Raw genomic sequence first — 17,012 nt, 5'->3', positions numbered from 1 at the left:
ACCCTTCAATTAGAAATGAAGAAGTGTCATCACTACCTGTTGTTCTTCTTGGCTTTTTTCACATCATTAACCCTAAAAGCCCAATATCCGGAAATTCCTGCTGAGGTTCAGGAGGAGATTGACCAAGAGCAAGCTGAAATCGAAGCATATGTGGAGGCTGCATGGAAAAAGGCTTGGCCAGCGGTGAAAGCTGACATTAGCAAAGGCAAACCATATATCCCATGGGCAGCCACTCCCGGAGATTTACCTCAGGCGAAGATTCCCGCTTTCCCCGGTGCTGAAGGGGGAGGGGCCTTTTCGTTTGGAGGTCGCGGAGGAAAAGTATTTGTGGTGACCAGTCTCGAGGATAGTGGCAAAGGAACTTTCAGGGAAGCTTGTGAAGCTGGTGGAGCAAGGTATGTGGTCTTCAATGTGGCAGGGATTATTGACTTGAAACGACCTGTAAATATCAAAGCACCATATATTACCATTGCGGGTCAGACCGCTCCCGGAGATGGAGTCTGTATTGCAGGAGCATCTGTATTGATCGATACTCACGATGTAGTGATTCGGCATATGCGTTTCAGGAGAGGGCAGACGGATGTTCGTTTCAGAGATGATGCCCTGGGAGGAAATGGGATTGGAAATATCATCATCGATCATGTGTCTTCAACTTGGGGCTTAGATGAAAACATGTCCATGTATAGGCACATGTATGTAGATGCTGACGGTAAGGAGTATAAGCTGCCTACCGTCAATGTAACCATTCAGAATTCAATTTTTGCGGAAGCTCTGGATACCTATAACCATGCTTTTGGAAGTACGATTGGTGGACTGAACAGTACTTTTATGCGGAACCTGTGGGCAAGTAATGTAGCCAGAAATGCTTCAGTGGGGATGTACGGAGATTTTGGTTTTGTCAATAATGTCATTTTCAACTGGTGGTACCGAACCATTGATGGAGGGGATCACCGATCTTACTACAATATCATTAATAATTATTTTAAACCAGGACCGATGACACCCAAGGATGGTCCCGTGGGATATCGGATCATCAAACCAGAAGGAGATCGAGCGGTCAAAGACAGTATCATTCTGGGGAGGGTTCATGTCAAGGGCAATATCATGGAAGGATATGATGCCATCAATTTAGACAATTGGAATGGAGGAGTGCAAGTGGATGGTAAGCCTGATATGACCAAAACATATGAACCGTTTATCCGAGTGAATCAGCCTTTTGCCATGGCCTCGGTGACCATGATGAGTGCTGAGGAAGCTTATGATTTTGTTTTGGAGAATGTGGGTGCCACCCTGCCCAAAAGAGATCCAGTAGATGCAAGAATTGTGAACCAAGTCAGAACTGGGAAGATCAAGTACCGGGAGGATGGTAAAATACATGTTGGTCAGGAGTTTTTGGTAGGTGGGAGTAGAAGGTTAGGAGAGGATTCTTATAAAAAAGGTATCATTTCAGACATTAGTCAAGTGGGAGGGTATCCAAGATATGAGGGAAAACCCTATCAAGATTCCGATCAAGATGGGATGCCCAATGAATGGGAAATCTCAGCCGGATTGGATCCCAACGATCCTTCGGACGCCACCAAGGACCTGAGTGGCGATGGTTACGATAATATCGAAAAGTATATCAATGCCATCCCAATTGATCGCGTGATTGACTGGAGCAATGCTTCCAATAATATAGACACTTTGGCCAAGCGGTATCAAAAGGAATAGCCAAAGCAATAACAAGAAATTCATTGGTTACTTTTTATTATCTGAGGTCTTCTGCTTCGTTGGGTTTTTGGTTAGCTCAATGGGGTGGAAGATTTTTTTATCTTTGTTCTTTTAGAACTTTTAGCTTCAGAACATGAACATCACCTATAGACCCATACAAAAGAAAGATAATCTAGCTGTCAAAGAGTTGATTCAAAATGTTTTTGTAGAATTTGATGCTCCTAGGGAGGGGACAGTTTTTGCTGACCCTGAAATGGAGGATTTATTCGGACTTTTTGAAAAGACGCCGAAATCCATCTTTTATGTAGCCGAAAAAGAAGGTGAAGTTTTGGGTTGCTGTGGCGTTTATCCTACTGAGGGACTACCTCCAAATGTTGCTGAAATGGTTAAACTCTACCTTTCTTCAGGAGCAAGAGGGAAGGGGATAGGCAAGACACTGATGGATAAATGCATGGAGAGTGCCCAGGCTTTTGGTTTCGGCAGCTTGTACATAGAAAGTATTCCAGAATTTGAAAATGCTGTAAAGCTTTATGAGCGGCAAGGTTTTGTTCGGCTTAAAAAGCCTTTGGGCGATACAGGACACTTTACCTGTTCCATTTGGATGCTAAAGAATTTGGGACTGCAGAGTTAAGAGGCAACCGCTAATTTTTCTGAAAGTTGGCTTTTCCATTGTTCCCTTCATACTAGCTTAATTTAGGGGCTTTTCTGAATTGAACAGGGTCAAGCATTTCTTGAAACCTGAATTTATCAGTGGTTTGAGGCTATGGATGGACTTGGTCCTAAGTGGTAGATTGTCAAAAGATTATTGATTATTTTTTAAATTACTGTGACATTTTTAATTGTGTTGCGAATAATAGGGTAAATGAATCTTTAATCAGCAAATCCCATTCCAATTGAAAGATCAGCGATCACTTGAAAAGGACTTTGAGGAATACATCGAGCAGTATCAGGCCATGATTACGAAAGTAGCCAGGGTTTACAGTTTTGATCAGGACAGTCAGGATGACTTGATCCAAGAAATTGTTTTACAGCTTTGGAGGGCATTCCCGAAGTATAGCAAAGAAAAATCCACTTCCACTTGGACCTATCGGATTGCATTGAATGTATCCATTTCCTTTCTAAGAAAAGAAAGTAGCCGAAAAAAGAATCATGGGGATTATCAGCAGCATGCTGACCTATATCAACAGGAATCGACAGAACTGGAAGAGCAGATAAAAATACTTTACCAATTTATAGAATTGCTAAAGCCAACGGACAAGGCGCTGATGCTGTTGTTTTTGGAAGGATGCAAGAATAAGGAAATTGCAAAAATTATGGGGATTTCGGCCAGCTTAGTGTCCACTAAAATCCACCGCATCAAAGAACAATTAAAATCATATTTCGAAACGTTAAAACAATAATATTATGGAATACCAAGAATTATCAGGCATCTGGAAGAGTGCAGGAATGCAAAAAAATCCTTCTCAGAAAATCAACCAAAAGTTGCTTCGAGAAGTAATTGGGCATAAAATAAAGTCCAGTTTTCTGGAGCAGAAACTGACTTCAATATTTGAATTTGTTGCGAATGTCTTATTTGCAGGTTATTTGATTTCTTTTGCTTCCAGCCACATGACGGAAGTTAAGTTTTTAATTCCAGCCTTAGCAATATTGTTGATGACCTTTTTTAACATGGGGTTTGTAGGGCGAAGGCTGTATTTGATATTTAGCATTCAACCGGCATTATCAGTTTTAGATACACAAAAGAAACTGGCTAAGGTCCAGTACATGGAAAAGCTGGAAATGAACTTATTGTATGTGGTCATTCCGTTTTTGTCCATTCCTTTTATGGTGATATTGGCCAAAGGGTTTTTAGGAGTGGATATGTATGCATGGAGTGAGTATCTCTTTCAGTTCTTTCTAGGCAGCATTGTAGTGGCTTTGGTCTTAGTTTTTATTTTGAAGAAGTTTCCTCGTAAAAGCTTGGTGGAGGCCATGGCCTTTATGGAAGAGCTAAAAGAAATGGAAGAGGAAGAAATAGCCTGAGAGGTATAGACCCTTGAGCATTGGTAACGCTTCTTATGGGTACCGTGTAAGTGGACTATATAGGGGAGAGATACGGCTTGAACACGGGATAAACACGGGTTATATATTAAATTGAGATACCATATAGTCTTGCTTGGAAAAATAGATATGATGACCAAAGTACTTTTTAAGGTCAAGTAAGTGCAGGACAGTAAAGTCAAGGTAAAGGCTAAGTTTGTAATACAATCTTTTAAGCAAGGGATTTGGAGGAGTGAACCTCTTACTTATCCCTGTTTTTATCCAAAGAATGAAAAACAATGAAGACCAAACATACCTTACCCCAACCATTTAAAGGGATAGTTCCTCCTATGATTACCCCTCTAAAAGATGAGACCAATCTTGACATTCCAGGCTTGGAGCGCTTGATCAATCACATCATTGAAGGAGGGGTTCATGGATTGTTTATTTTGGGAACAACAGGTGAATCCACCAGCCTTTCCTATGCGCTTCGCCATGAGTTGGTGGCCAGAACATGTGAAATCGTGGATGGTAGGGTTCCGGTCTTGGTGGGGATTACTGATACCGCAGCAATAGAAAGTCTGCGGCTAGCAGATACTGCTGAAAAGAAGGGTGCCTCTGCTGTCGTGGCTGCACCTCCCTATTATTTCAATTTGGGCCAGCCAGAATTGATCGAGTATTATGAATATTTGGTGGAGCGCCTATCCTTACCATTGTTTCTTTATAACATGCCTTCACATACTAAAATTATCATAGAGCCGGATACCGTCAAAACCTTGTCAAAATACAAGGGTATTGTGGGGTTAAAAGACAGCTCTGCCAATAATGCTTATTTCAATAATGTTATGAACAAGATGAAAGGTCGTTCCGACTTTTCATTGTTTGTAGGGCCAGAAGAAATCATGGCAGAAACCGTATTGTTGGGTGCCCATGGTGGGGTGAATGGTGGTGCCAATATGTTTCCGGAATTGTATGTGAAGTTGTTTGAAGCGGCTGAGAAGGGGGATGTTTTGACCGTCAAATCCCTACATGGTATTGTGATGGAAATTTCTTCAAAGTTGTACTCTTTGGGCAACTTTGGTTCCAGCTATTTGAAAGGGATCAAGGCCGCCTTAAACATCATGGGGATATGCAGCGACTATATGGCTTCCCCATTGCACCGATTTAGAGAGGCTGAGAGGGAAAAAATTGCCAATAACCTGGAAGAGATAAAAAGCAAAATGTTGAACCTAAAACATTAGAAAGAAGGCTAAAAAATAAACGTCCTAGGATTCGATTTGGCTATTTTGTCGGAAATGCTAATGGCCAAAAGGCATATACCTAAGGAAAGGTTCATGCTGAATTCTGATCACCAATAATCAATTAACCAGTTAACCGTAGCAAATGCAATTACCCATAATAGATCTTGTCATTTTTTTTGTTTACATGTTAGGCATATTGTTTTTTGGGGTCTCATTTTACTTCAAGAAAGGCCGAACAACAGCGGATTATATGGTGGGAGGAAGGAAGTTGCCTGCTTGGGCCATTGGGATGTCTATATTTGCCACGTTTGTGAGCAGTATTAGTTTTTTGGCTTTGCCAGGTAATGCCTATTTGAGTAACTGGAACAGTTTTGTCTTTAGCCTTTCCATTCCTATCGCGGCATGGGCAGCGGTCAAATTTTTCGTTCCCCTTTACCGAAGTGTAAAAAGTGAATCGGCCTATTATTATCTGGAGACTCGGTTTGGTCCATGGGCAAGAACTTACGCTTCCATATGTTATTTACTTACCCAGTTGGCAAGGATGGGAACCATCCTGTATTTATTGGCCTTGCCTATGAATGCCCTTTTGGGTTGGGATATCGCTACGATTATTATAGTCACGGGAATTTCTGTGATCATTTATGCCTCCATGGGAGGAATTGAAGCTGTAATCTGGACGGATGCCATTCAGGGAATTGTGCTGATCTTGGGAGCGGTGATTTGTTTGGGCATAATTTTGTTTTCCATGCCCGAGGGACCCGCGCAAGTCATTGAAATTGGTCAACAACATGATAAATTTAGTCTGGGAAGTTATGGGCTCAGTCTGACAGAGGCTACTTTTTGGGTGATTTTGATTTACGGCTTATTTATCAATTTGCAGAATTTTGGAGTGGACCAGAATTATGTACAGCGCTATATGAGTGCTAAAACTGAAAAAGAAGCCATCAAATCCACTTGGTTTGGCAGTAGTTTATATGTGCCTGTCTCCCTTTTGTTTTTCTTTATTGGCACAGCTTTGTTTGCCTATTACCAGGTTTTTCCGGAGCTGTTACCTGCTGATTTACAGACAAAGGAGGCCGCAGATAAGATATTTCCTTATTTCATTGTCAATGGACTTCCCAAAGGCCTGACAGGACTTTTGATTGCTTCGATTTTTGCTGCAGGCATGAGTACCATCTCTACCAGTTTGAATAGTTCGGCGACAGTAATTCTTACAGATCATTACAAAAAGTACATCAATCTGAATCCAAGCAGTAAAGATAATTTTAAAGTGTTGACTTTGGCAGCTATTGTAATGGGCTTGATGAGCATTGGAGTTTCTTTGGCCATGACTGAAGTCAAAAGTGCTTTGGATGCTTGGTGGGCCTTATCCTCGGTATTTAGTGGTGGGGTGCTGGGGCTGTTTTTATTGGGGTATTTCTCCAAAAACGTCCAACAATTGGAAGCTGCAATAGGTGTGGTCGTGGGGATTCTGGTGATTGCCTGGATGAGCTTGACCCCAATATTTATTCCAGAAGGTCCTTGGTTTTCATTTAGAAATCCAATGCATGCCAACCTGACCATTGTCGTAGGAACCCTGACCATTTTCTTGACAGGTTTCTTATTGTCCCATTTGCTCAATAAGAAAAAAATCTAAATCAATCTATCAGAATGGAACAGAGTACTTTGAGGTGGCGAAATAATAAAAGATAGAAATAAGCAAAAAATAGATATGAAAGCTAAATTATTATCCAGAACGGTAAAACCAAATACGGGGAAGCCAGTGATTGGGGTATTTGCACCTTGTGATCCACGGATTGATCAAGCCAGTAGGGAAAGAAGCACTAATATTGTGCAGCATGCGGCGGAAGAATTGGCCGGAAAGATTAAGTTGCCAGATGGGACTGCTGCTGAAGTGGTTTATTCTGATGTGCTGATTGATGCCGAAGCACAGGCTGATCAAGTCGCCCGGCAATTCAAGGAGGCTGGGGTAAACGTGTTGGTCTGTGTACCGGATACTTGGTCTTTCCCACAGTTAACGACCATTTCTTTGCTCTCCCATTTCCCAAAGGATATCCCAATTAATTTTACCACAGGAAATAGTGGTACTCGTCCAGGTGTGGTATATACTCATGCTACCTCGGGAGCCATCGCCCAATACGGAAAACTAACCCATATCAATGTAGGGAAGTGGCCAGATTCAGGACAAAACCCAACAATGAGTCCTGAGACCTTAAAGGCTTTGATAGACTGGTGCTATGCCGCTGTGACCTTTCAAGGGCTAAAGGGAAAAAGAGTGGTGGTTTTTGGCCATGATTCCATGGGAATGGAGACCGCGTTACCGCATGTATTGGAAACGAGAAATCAATTCGGATTGGAAATTACCCGCTTGGATATGAAGTTGCTGGCGGACATGCTGAAGAAGGAATCCTACGAAAAGGAAGAGCTGAAAAGATTGAGAAGCTGGTTGGAAAACCATTCAGCAGACCGGATAGAACTCCCAGATGGAGAAAAAGACAGCGAACTGTTAGACCAAAGCCTTGCCTTGTATTTGATCGTTAGGGATTTGATGAAAGAAGTGGATGCTGTAGGTGGAGGCTTTATGAGCCAACTGGAGTGGGGATCCGATGACCGTGGCATTCAACTGCCGGTGGCCGATATCATGGAGTCACTGTTCAACAGTACTTTTGACCATAATGGGCCCAAAGCTGTTCAGCCATTTGCCACAGAAGCTGATGTGCAGGCATTGTTGACCCAATTGTTTATGACTTGGTTATCTGGAGGAAATCCACCTTTGTTTATGGACTTCAGAAAAGTGTGGGACAAGGAGGACATCAGTGAGTTTGCAGCACAAAATGGCTATCAGCCCAAAGGAGATGAAGCTTGGATGAAAAAAGGATTTGTAGATGGTGTAAACTCTGGTTCTGCTTCTTTCAACTGGGCGGCTATGCCGGAAGCAGATGAAAATGAAGTGATGAAAAATATTTCATTCCCAAAAGCGGTGGATTACTTTTATTACTTGGGCAACTCAGTACATTTCAAATCTCCGGGAAATATCAAAGGCTTGGCGGCCAGATTGGCCTATAGTTCTCTGTCAGGGATGTTTTCGATGATCTGGGATGAGGCAGAAACTGTTGCTTTGCCGGATGAGCTGGCACAAAAAATATGTGATGGGGCCAATCCTACATGGCCGCACACTTTTGTGGTACCAAAATATGCCTCCATGACCGAATACAAACAATATGCACCAGCCAACCATTTCCATATGACCTGGGGTCTGGAACCGGCAAGGATGCAATTTTGGATGGATTTTGCCAATGTGCTTTCTGTAGCCCCTTGGCAGGCAAGACCAACATTTATCGAGGGTACCGATCGGCCAATACCCTTATTGTATTTGGTCAATGGAGGAGAAGATGTCACTAAGAAGATGAAAGCCGGAAAGGTATAAATGGATATTAGTCGGCAGACTTTCGGTTTAAGATTTTGGAATTGAATTTTAATATGAACATTAAGGAATGAAGTTGGATGAAGAGTGGCTTGGAGACTTTTTATCCTTCTCATTCTTTAATGAATTTTTCTCAATGCTAAGTACTCTCTACCCCATACTGGTTCTCAGGATACGGCAGGACGGCCATCCTTGGATTTAATTTTAATTTAAGGTTTGATTGCAAATCCCTCAACTCAAAATGACCATGATATTCAACCCTAAGGAAAGTGTTTTTTATATTTTGCTCTTTAGTCTTTTGTTTTCCTGCTCAAAAGAGGAAAAAAGGGAGACAATAGACTATTTTCCACTGGACAGCCTGATGACCAAGGATCAGGTCGGAGCAGATAACTTGCCCGAGGAGATCTCCCCGGTAAAAGCTCCTTTTGCCATGCCTGATTTCAAGAAACCGGTATTTCCAGATTTGACCGTCAATATTTCGGAGCAGGGAGCCAAAGAAGGAGAACTGGTCACTTCGATCATTCAATCGACCATTGATAAAGTAATGGCCCAGGGAGGTGGCAAAGTGATCATTCCTGCTGGAAAATGGAAAACAGGACGGATCAGTCTGAAGAGTAATGTCAACCTACATCTGGAAGAAGGGGCAGAGCTCCACTTTAGTGGGCAGTTGGAAGATTTTAGGCCAGCGGTATTTACTCGACATGAAGGCGTAGAGGTGATGTCTTTGGGGGCTTGTATTTATGCCTACCAACAGGACAATATTGCTTTGACGGGAAAAGGTACTTTGTTTGGCCCTGAAGAGGGACCAGTGAAAGATCAGATGATGACGGAGGATGTGACGGAGAAGTTTGTTCCCGTGGATAAGCCTGTTGAGGAAAGAGTGTATGAAGGGTATAATGGTGAGTCGATCTTTTTGCCCATGTTTGTATCTCCTACGGAGTGCACCAATGTTTTTATCGAAGGGGTGACCTTGGAAAGAACAGCTTTTTGGAATATTGTGCCCGTTTATTGTGATGGGGTGATCATTCGGGGTGTGACGGTCAATTCCGTGGGTATTCCTAGAGGTGATGGCATTGACATTGAATCTTCCCGAAATGTGCTGATCGAATATTCCACCTTAAACAATGGTGATGACTGTTTCACCATGAAGGCAGGCCGCGGCAAGGATGGTATCCGGGTCAACAAACCAACAGAAAATGTGGTCGTCCGTTATTGCCTGGCCAAAGAAGGTCATGGTGGGATTACTGTGGGAAGTGAGACAGCAGGAAAAGTCAAGAATCTTTACATCCATGATTGCGTTTTTGAAAATACAGGTGTAGGAATCCGTTTTAAGACCAGGAGGCCAAGAGGAGGTGGAGGTGAAAATCTTTTCTATGAGCGCTTAAGAATGAACTTACGTCAGACGGCTTTCCGGTGGGATATGCTAGGTCAGGAGCTTTATGTAGGTGATTTGGCCAAAAGAAAACCTCTTCGCGAAGTCAATGAGCTGACCCCCAAATTCAAAGACATTATAATCAAGGATATATTGGTAGAAACTGCTTCAACCTTTATAAACATCAATGGCATTCCGGAATCCCCCTTGGAAAATCTTCATATGGAAAATGTGCGCGTGGAACATAGTCGCCGCTTATTCAATGCTGATGATGCTACTGATTTGACTTTTAGGCATATTAGGGTAAATAGCCAAGATTCACTTATGAAGTTTTTGGATACCCGTAATGTCTTGTTTGATGATGTTGTGTTTCAGGTCAATGGTGGCAAAGTTTATTCACAACTTGAAGGAGATTTGACAGATAATATACATTTTGAGGGTACTCAACCAGTAAAGCCAGAAGGTTGGGATTCTAACTCCTATACAAAATAACCTAAGTAAACCCATTTGTCATGAGCCGATCTATCTTATTATTGTTGATTAATTTTTCTCTTCTAATTCAGCCTCTTACTGCTCAGACAGAAAAACAGGTTAGATGGGGGGAAATCCTTCGCCAGCCTACTTCTTGGTATGGTAGTGATGAGGCCCAGAGAATTGCAGATAATGTCTTGCTGTACCAACATGAAAATGGCGGTTGGTATAAAAACATTGACATGGCTCAGACGCTCTCAGAAGAAGAGCAGAAAGAAATACTGAAGGCTAAAACAGAACCTTCGGGGACGACAATCGACAATGGTGCCACATTTACACAACTCCGTTTTTTGGCTTTGGTATATGATGCCACCAAAGAAAAGAAGTATCAATCTGCTTTTTTGAGGGGGATAGATTACCTCTTGGCGGCTCAATATGAGAACGGGGGCTGGCCACAGTACTATCCGATTCGAAAGGGATATTATGAACACATCACTTACAATGATGGGGCCATGATTGGCGTGATGTCTTTACTTCGGGATGTTTCAGAAGGAAATGATCCCTATGATTTTGTTAAGGTGTCCATCCGAAAAAAGACCAAAGCGGCCGTTGATAAAGGTTTGGGGATCATCTTGGATACGCAAGTAGTCCTGGATGGTGAGTTAACCATTTGGTGTGCTCAGCATGACAAGGACAGCCTGGAGCCTGCCAAAGCCAGAGCATTTGAGTTGGCTAGCTTGAGTGGGGCAGAAAGTGTCAATATCGTTCGCTATCTGATGCAGCTGTCTGATCCCGACCCAAGGGTGATAAAGGCCATAGAGCATGCGGTAACATGGTTTGATACCCATAAAATTGAAAATATGGAAATTAAAAAAGTGAAAGATGAAAACTTGGCAAAAGGTTACGATCTGATGGTGGTGGACAAACCGGGAGCAGCACCACTTTGGGCGAGATTCTATGACCTGAAGACACAGCAGCCTATTTATGTAGGCCGTGATGGCGTAAAAAGGGATCAACTTAAAGATATTGAATACGAGCGTCGCGTGGGATACAGTTACTTGGGGAATTATGCCGAAAGGTTATTGGAAAGAGATTATCCAATTTGGAAGTCAAAGTGGATGGAGTAATCTATTCAGCAAAAAATGGGTGACGGTTATTTGCTTTTTTAACTGGCAGGTTTTCAGGACAGCAGGTAAGTACAGGGAGGTTTTTTTTGAGGTTAAGGTAACTTTGTTTATGCTACTAAAACCCAATAGCTATAAGTTTTTGGAATGGTAGCCAAGCTGGATGATCTGTAATCAGATTGTGGCGTAGAGGAATAAAGATCTGAAACAAAACCCAAAAGCAATGAATTATGAAGGATTAAGTGACGGCCAATTATGGATGCTGATTTCTGCTGATGATCGGAAGGCTTTCGGCTATTCTTTTAAGTTGTACTCAAAGGATTTGTTCAGATATGGTCGCAAATTTACAGAAGCCAAAGAAGTGATTGAAGATGTCATTCAAGATGTTTACCTAGACCTTTGGAACAAAAGAAAAGGCACTCAAATTCAACAGTCCATAAAGTTTTATCTATTTACGGCTTTCAGAAGAGAGATCATCAAGAGACTTTCAAAACTACGTAAGCAAGAATCGATGGATTATTTTTCTCCAGAGGCATTATTGGAGGCTTCTTATTTGGAAGGACTGATTAAGCAGCAAGGAGAGCGAGAATCCAATCAACGGTTACACAGTGCCATTCTTCGCTTGTCCGAACGTCAAAGGGAAGCAGTTTACTTACGCTATTTTGCTGATTTGAGCAATCAAGAAATTGCTAAGTTGATGGGAATCAGTGTGGAATCAGTTTACAACCTTATTTTCAAATCGATCAAACTGCTAAAAGGAGTGATGGTAAACGACGTGCAGTATCAATCAAAATAGTTGTTGATTTCTCAATAGTAGTTATCCAATGTTATTTTTTTATTTATTTTTTGATCAAATAATTATCAATACTGTAAAAGTTGATTTTTTTCTAAAATACTTGATGAGATTATCGCAGTCGTCTCCCCTTATAGATAGATAAAGGGAGAAGATTTGAATAAGCAATTTGAACATATAGAAGATTTTTTGGAAGATAGCTCTTTCCGGAGCTGGGTTTTCAGCAAAGGAACGATGAGAAGTTTGTTTTGGGAGACTTGGCTAAAGGATAATCCTAACAAATCGGAAATGTTTTATGAAGCCAAGGAAATACTCTTGGCATTGGACGAGGAGGAGGAAGACTGGGATGAGCGTGATCAAATTCACCTGTTTACCGCGATCAGTGCACAAATAGATTCACCCCAGGTAGAAAATACTTCCAGTAGGATTTCGGAAAAATATACAATAAACCGACCTCGCTTCATCTGGTTAAAAGTTTCCATGATTCTTTTAGTCATGGTGGTAGGAGCAGTGCTCATTGGTAGCGCAGGGCTATTCTCCGTTGAGGAAAACATGCCTAAAGAGGAAGTAGCATGGATCAGTAAGTATGCCCTTCCGGGAGAAAAGAAAAAAGTTCGGCTTCCAGATGGAAGTACTGTAATTATGAATTCTGCCAGTGAACTCAAATATATGACAGGCTTTGGAGAGACTCATAGAGATATTTTTCTTGATGGAGAATCTTTTTTTGAAGTGGCCAAGGATACCGTTTTGCCATTCAGGGTGTATGGTGGGGATTTGATGACAGAAGCAGTAGGGACTGCTTTTAATGTGAAGGCTTTCGCTGGGGAAGGAACCCAAGTGAAGTTGGTAGAAGGTAAAGTAAAGGTGGAATTAAAAAGGGTGGATCAGGCCGAGAAAGATCGGGTCTATTTGACCCGAGGAGAACAAGCATTTGCCTCAGAGGAGGCTTTTACCAAAGGTAAATTTGATCTGGAAAAAGCGCTCTTATGGACTGAAGGTACTTTGTCCTTTGATGATATTCCATTTAAAGAGGTGATAACCTCTTTGGAAAGATGGTACGGAGTAGAGATAGCCGTGGAAGGAAAGCAATCTTCCTTGCAAAAGGTTTCCGGAGAATTCCACAAAGATAATCTGGAAAATGTGCTGAAAAGCATTGCCTATTCATTTCATTTTGATTTCAGGATACAAGAGAAACAAGTTTTTATTCAGTTTAACTAGCATTAGTCAGTATGATAACCTAACCCAAAACAACAATTAGTACACAATGAATTGCTGTTCCAGTCATGGTTTTCAGAGGCCATGAGCTGGAGAGCGAATTAACAATTAACCAAAAGACCAATGATTATGAAAAAAAAATTATACAGCCTTTATAAAGCCAGCAGGTTTTGCTTGATTGGGCTTGTAATACAGGTATTCTTGCTGAATACACTGTATGCCAATGGTATAGGAAACCAAAGTCCTAAGGACCTGAAGGAAGTGATGGTCACCCTGAGTTTGGAGGATGCCTCACTTGAAGAACTTTTTGCCAAGCTAAAAGAGAAGACAGATTTTTCCTTTGTATATGACAAAAATGTGGTCAATCAAAAACCTCCCGTAAGTATTCAAGCGAAAAATGAGTCACTGGAAAAAATATTATACCAAGTGGCTGCTTCACATGGGCTCTCATTTCAGCAGGTGAACGACAGGATCAGTGTGAAATTAGCCCAACAAAGCGTACCAGAAGTGGTGAAGGCAGTGGCAAGAGTTAAAATCACCGGAAAGGTACTTGATGAAGAAGGAGAGCCGCTTCCGGGGGCAGCAGTAACTATTTTAGGCTCCAACAAAGGCACGGTGACAGATGCAGATGGTAATTATTCCATTGACGCGGATGAAGGGGTTACTTTGCAGTTTTCCTTTATCGGATTTGAAAAGAAGCAAGTGGTAGTGGGGAACCAAAGCACCATTGATGTTACATTGATTTTGGACGACAATTCACTGGAGGAAGTTGTTGTAGTGGGGTATGGAGAGTTAAAGAAATCTCATTTGACTGGTGCGGTGGAGACCATTGATGCTTCAGAAATTGAAGATCTTCCAACTGGTGATATCAGTTCAGCCTTAGCAGGAAGAATCCTTGGAGTAGGGGTAAGTGGAGGAAATACACGTCCAGGCTCACAAGCTTCGATCCGATTGAGAAACCCGGAATCCTTGGCGAAAGATGGTAACAGCACTGCACCTCTGTATGTCATAGATGGAATTATCCAGATTGCAGCGGATGGCAGTAATGATGCGACAAGATTCAACAACCTTGATCCTGCAGAAATCGAAAGCATTTCCTTTTTGAAAGATGCTTCAGCAGCCATTTATGGATCAAGAGGAGCAAATGGTGCTATCATTGTCACCACTAAGAGAGGTGGAGATGGCAAGCCAAGGTTTAGCTATAGTGGTTCCTATGGTGTCAATGACGAGGCTTATAGAACCAAGATGCTCAGTGCTTATGATTTTGGAATGTATTATAACATTTTGAATGGCCCTTATGGAGCGGATGCCAATGCGGATGACTCCGATCGATTTTTCTCGCAAGATGAGCTAGACTATTTCAGGACCATTGATTACGATTGGTTGGATGATGCCTGGTCTTCAGCTTCTACTCAGAGGCATAATTTAAATGTGAGTGGTGGTACTTCAAAAGCTAGTTATTTTGCCAGTGCTTCTTATTTCACACAAGATGGTAACCTCAGTACACTGGACTATGACCGTTGGAACTTTAGAGCTGGTGCCGATATTCAGGTTATGGACAATCTAAAAGCGGGCCTTCAGGTAGCCGGTTATTATTCAGACCGAACTAAAACATTCAACAAAATAGGTGGTGAAAATGACGAAAACGATTATAAAAACCTGCTATTAACACCACGTTATATTCCTCCTTATGTCAATGGCTATCCCGTGGATCTGCCGAGTGGTGGTACAGGTGATTACCACTTTTTCGAAATTCAAGAGTTGAATAATTTGGCTACAAATAGAGATCAGAATATGAGTGTAAACTTATATGCTGAATATGAAATGCCATTCTTGGAAGGCTTGAAAGCTAGGGTGTCATATGGTAGGAACATGGGAAGTGGAAGAGGTACACAAGTAGGTACAAGATACATTTTGTATGAATTTGATAGATTAGGAGAGAACGGGCATATTTATGATGGAGCTGAAATAAGCTCAAACCGTGAATATAGAAATGGAGACAGACTTTATTATTCCAACCAAAACTTCCTGTCTACCCAATCAAACTTTACTTTAACCTATGCTCAGGACTTTGGATTACATAGTGTAAATGGGCTTTTCAGTATAGAAAGAGCAGAAGCTGAGTCTTCTCAGGAAGATGTGTGGAAAGAAGAACCTACTAGTTTCACCAATGGACAGTTTAGTACGGCTTTTGGTAATATCGACGGAAGAACGACCGGTTCTGAATCTGGATCATTAGGCTATGTAGGTCGGGTAAATTATAGTTATGCAGATAAATATTTAGCCGAGTTTTTATTCCGCTCGGATGCTTCCACGAAATTTGCACCAGAAAACTATTGGGGTAAGTTTTACTCCCTGTCAGCTGGATGGATTATTTCCAATGAAGATTTCTTTAATTCATCCTGGATAGACTTTTTGAAATTCAGATATTCTGCAGGTATGCTAGGTAGAGATGAGATGAGGGCATGGCAGTGGAGACAGCGTTATACCTTCCAAAACGGTAAAGGTGGAGTGTTTGGCGGTAATTCAGATGCTTCAACCGGAATGAAAATGGAGGCTTCTCCTAATAGGGATGCTACATGGAGTGATGAGTTTAAAAACAACTTTGGTATTGATGCCAGATTCATGGAAGAAAGGTTGTCAGCTGTTTTCGAAGCGTATTATAATAAAGAGACCAATAAGTTGATGGAAAGAACCGGTAATGTGCCGGTAACTGTAGGAGGTACGGTAGCAGCAGAAAACTTCGGGGAAATCAATTATTATGGCTTTGAATTAGGCTTAGGTTGGAGTGACAGTAAAGGAGCCTTCCGATATGGTATTGACATGAGATATGGAAGGGCCAACAACAAGGTGATTGTAGGGAACTTCAATGATATAGACGCTTTATATCCTTGGAGACCTAGTTCAGGTCAACCAACTGACCTTGGCACTTGGGGATATGATTACTTGGGTATGTTCAAAACACAGTCAGACATCGATGCTTACGTAGAGCAGTATGATATTCAGCAAGTTTTTGGTACAGTAGCGGATCAGCTAAAGCCAGGAATGTTGTACTACAGAGATATCAGAGGGCCGCTTCAGGCAGATGGTACATTTGCCGGTCCTGACGGGATCATTGACGAAAATGATCAAATCCAATTGGAGAAACCAAATGCGAGCCAAGGTATAGGTACCACATTGAAGCTAGGTTATAAGGGCTTTAATCTAAATGCAGTGATTTCCACACAGTGGGGTGGGTGGTATGAATACGATGCCAGAAAAGCGATGCACCAAAATATCAGTAGAACTTATCAAAGTGTACCTTCCTACTGGGGAGATATTTATGATCTGGACCTGAATCCAAATGGTGAATTTCCTAACCCTTATTGGAGCGACATCAGTTTGACACCTAGATCAGAATTTTGGAGAATCAACAGTTTCAGAATGTTTATCAGAAACATAAATGTAAGCTACAGCATACCCAAACACATCGCTGAGAAGCTTAAAATCAGCAATGCAAGGGCTTTCTTAACTGTTCTTAATCCAGTAAGTTTCTACAATCCTTATGGATACAAAAGCTCTGTAGGTGGTGCATGGGACAGCTACCCAGTGTTAAGGACCTATTCTTTGGGGCTGAACCTTTCCTTGTAAGCTTATTTGAAAC

12 protein-coding genes are annotated in these 17,012 nt (G+C 41.7%); all 12 read left to right on the top strand.

Annotated features, from left to right (window positions below):
* Positions 1-15 precede the first annotated feature (15 nt).
* The 12 genes from IFO69_RS07545 (at position 16) to IFO69_RS07490 (ending at position 16,999) form a co-directional block, all read left to right on the top strand.
* Entirely contained in the window at positions 16-1,710 is a 1,695-nt protein-coding gene (locus IFO69_RS07545) for a thrombospondin type 3 repeat-containing protein (RefSeq protein WP_192009452.1), read from the top strand.
* Positions 1,711-1,843: 133 nt separating this feature from the next.
* A complete protein-coding gene (locus IFO69_RS07540) occupies positions 1,844-2,341 on the top strand; it encodes a GNAT family N-acetyltransferase (RefSeq protein ID WP_192009451.1) in 498 nt (165 codons plus the stop codon).
* 262 nt (positions 2,342-2,603) lie between these two features.
* Positions 2,604-3,110, top strand: coding sequence for an RNA polymerase sigma factor (locus IFO69_RS07535; protein WP_225444042.1), 507 nt, complete (start codon positions 2,604-2,606; stop codon positions 3,108-3,110).
* 4 nt (positions 3,111-3,114) lie between these two features.
* Positions 3,115-3,732 (top strand): hypothetical protein, encoded by a 618-nt coding sequence (locus IFO69_RS07530; protein ID WP_192009450.1) that lies wholly within the window; start codon positions 3,115-3,117, stop codon positions 3,730-3,732.
* A gap of 296 nt (positions 3,733-4,028) precedes the next feature.
* Positions 4,029-4,970 (top strand): dihydrodipicolinate synthase family protein, encoded by a 942-nt coding sequence (locus IFO69_RS07525; protein ID WP_192009449.1) that lies wholly within the window; start codon positions 4,029-4,031, stop codon positions 4,968-4,970.
* 142 nt (positions 4,971-5,112) lie between these two features.
* Positions 5,113-6,606: a sodium:solute symporter gene (locus IFO69_RS07520; protein ID WP_192009448.1), complete on the top strand. Its 1,494-nt coding sequence runs from the start codon at positions 5,113-5,115 to the stop codon at positions 6,604-6,606.
* A 75-nt stretch (positions 6,607-6,681) separates the two neighbouring features.
* The gene (locus tag IFO69_RS07515; protein ID WP_192009447.1) at positions 6,682-8,397 is read left to right on the top strand and encodes a hypothetical protein; all 1,716 of its coding nucleotides are present in this window, start codon (positions 6,682-6,684) and stop codon (positions 8,395-8,397) included.
* A 244-nt stretch (positions 8,398-8,641) separates the two neighbouring features.
* Positions 8,642-10,258, top strand: coding sequence for a glycoside hydrolase family 28 protein (locus IFO69_RS07510; RefSeq protein WP_192009446.1), 1,617 nt, complete (start codon positions 8,642-8,644; stop codon positions 10,256-10,258).
* Positions 10,259-10,278: 20 nt separating this feature from the next.
* Positions 10,279-11,364, top strand: coding sequence for a pectate lyase (gene pelA, locus IFO69_RS07505; RefSeq protein WP_192009445.1), 1,086 nt, complete (start codon positions 10,279-10,281; stop codon positions 11,362-11,364).
* Positions 11,365-11,584: 220 nt separating this feature from the next.
* Entirely contained in the window at positions 11,585-12,157 is a 573-nt protein-coding gene (locus IFO69_RS07500) for an RNA polymerase sigma factor (RefSeq protein ID WP_192009444.1), read from the top strand.
* A 153-nt stretch (positions 12,158-12,310) separates the two neighbouring features.
* Positions 12,311-13,372 (top strand): FecR family protein, encoded by a 1,062-nt coding sequence (locus IFO69_RS07495; RefSeq protein WP_192009443.1) that lies wholly within the window; start codon positions 12,311-12,313, stop codon positions 13,370-13,372.
* A 126-nt stretch (positions 13,373-13,498) separates the two neighbouring features.
* Positions 13,499-16,999: a SusC/RagA family TonB-linked outer membrane protein gene (locus IFO69_RS07490; protein ID WP_192009442.1), complete on the top strand. Its 3,501-nt coding sequence runs from the start codon at positions 13,499-13,501 to the stop codon at positions 16,997-16,999.
* Positions 17,000-17,012: the final 13 nt, after the last annotated feature.

It is taken from the genome of Echinicola arenosa, from assembly GCF_014841125.1.
GTDB classification, from domain to species: domain Bacteria; phylum Bacteroidota; class Bacteroidia; order Cytophagales; family Cyclobacteriaceae; genus Echinicola; species Echinicola arenosa.
Note: the sequence above shows the minus strand (reverse complement) of the source record. Positions and strands in the feature narration are given on the sequence as shown.

What these genes read in the sequence shown, in the direction of transcription:
- IFO69_RS07545 (WP_192009452.1), top strand. Translation starts at nt 16, where the DNA reads ATGAAGAAGTGTCATCACTACCTGTTGTTCTTCTTGGCTTTTTTCACA.
- IFO69_RS07540 (WP_192009451.1), top strand. Translation starts at nt 1,844, where the DNA reads ATGAACATCACCTATAGACCCATACAAAAGAAAGATAATCTAGCTGTC.
- IFO69_RS07530 (WP_192009450.1), top strand. Translation starts at nt 3,115, where the DNA reads ATGGAATACCAAGAATTATCAGGCATCTGGAAGAGTGCAGGAATGCAA.
- IFO69_RS07525 (WP_192009449.1), top strand. Translation starts at nt 4,029, where the DNA reads ATGAAGACCAAACATACCTTACCCCAACCATTTAAAGGGATAGTTCCT.
- IFO69_RS07520 (WP_192009448.1), top strand. Translation starts at nt 5,113, where the DNA reads ATGCAATTACCCATAATAGATCTTGTCATTTTTTTTGTTTACATGTTA.
- IFO69_RS07515 (WP_192009447.1), top strand. Translation starts at nt 6,682, where the DNA reads ATGAAAGCTAAATTATTATCCAGAACGGTAAAACCAAATACGGGGAAG.
- IFO69_RS07510 (WP_192009446.1), top strand. Translation starts at nt 8,642, where the DNA reads ATGATATTCAACCCTAAGGAAAGTGTTTTTTATATTTTGCTCTTTAGT.
- pelA (WP_192009445.1), top strand. Translation starts at nt 10,279, where the DNA reads ATGAGCCGATCTATCTTATTATTGTTGATTAATTTTTCTCTTCTAATT.
- IFO69_RS07500 (WP_192009444.1), top strand. Translation starts at nt 11,585, where the DNA reads ATGAATTATGAAGGATTAAGTGACGGCCAATTATGGATGCTGATTTCT.
- IFO69_RS07490 (WP_192009442.1), top strand. Translation starts at nt 13,499, where the DNA reads ATGAAAAAAAAATTATACAGCCTTTATAAAGCCAGCAGGTTTTGCTTG.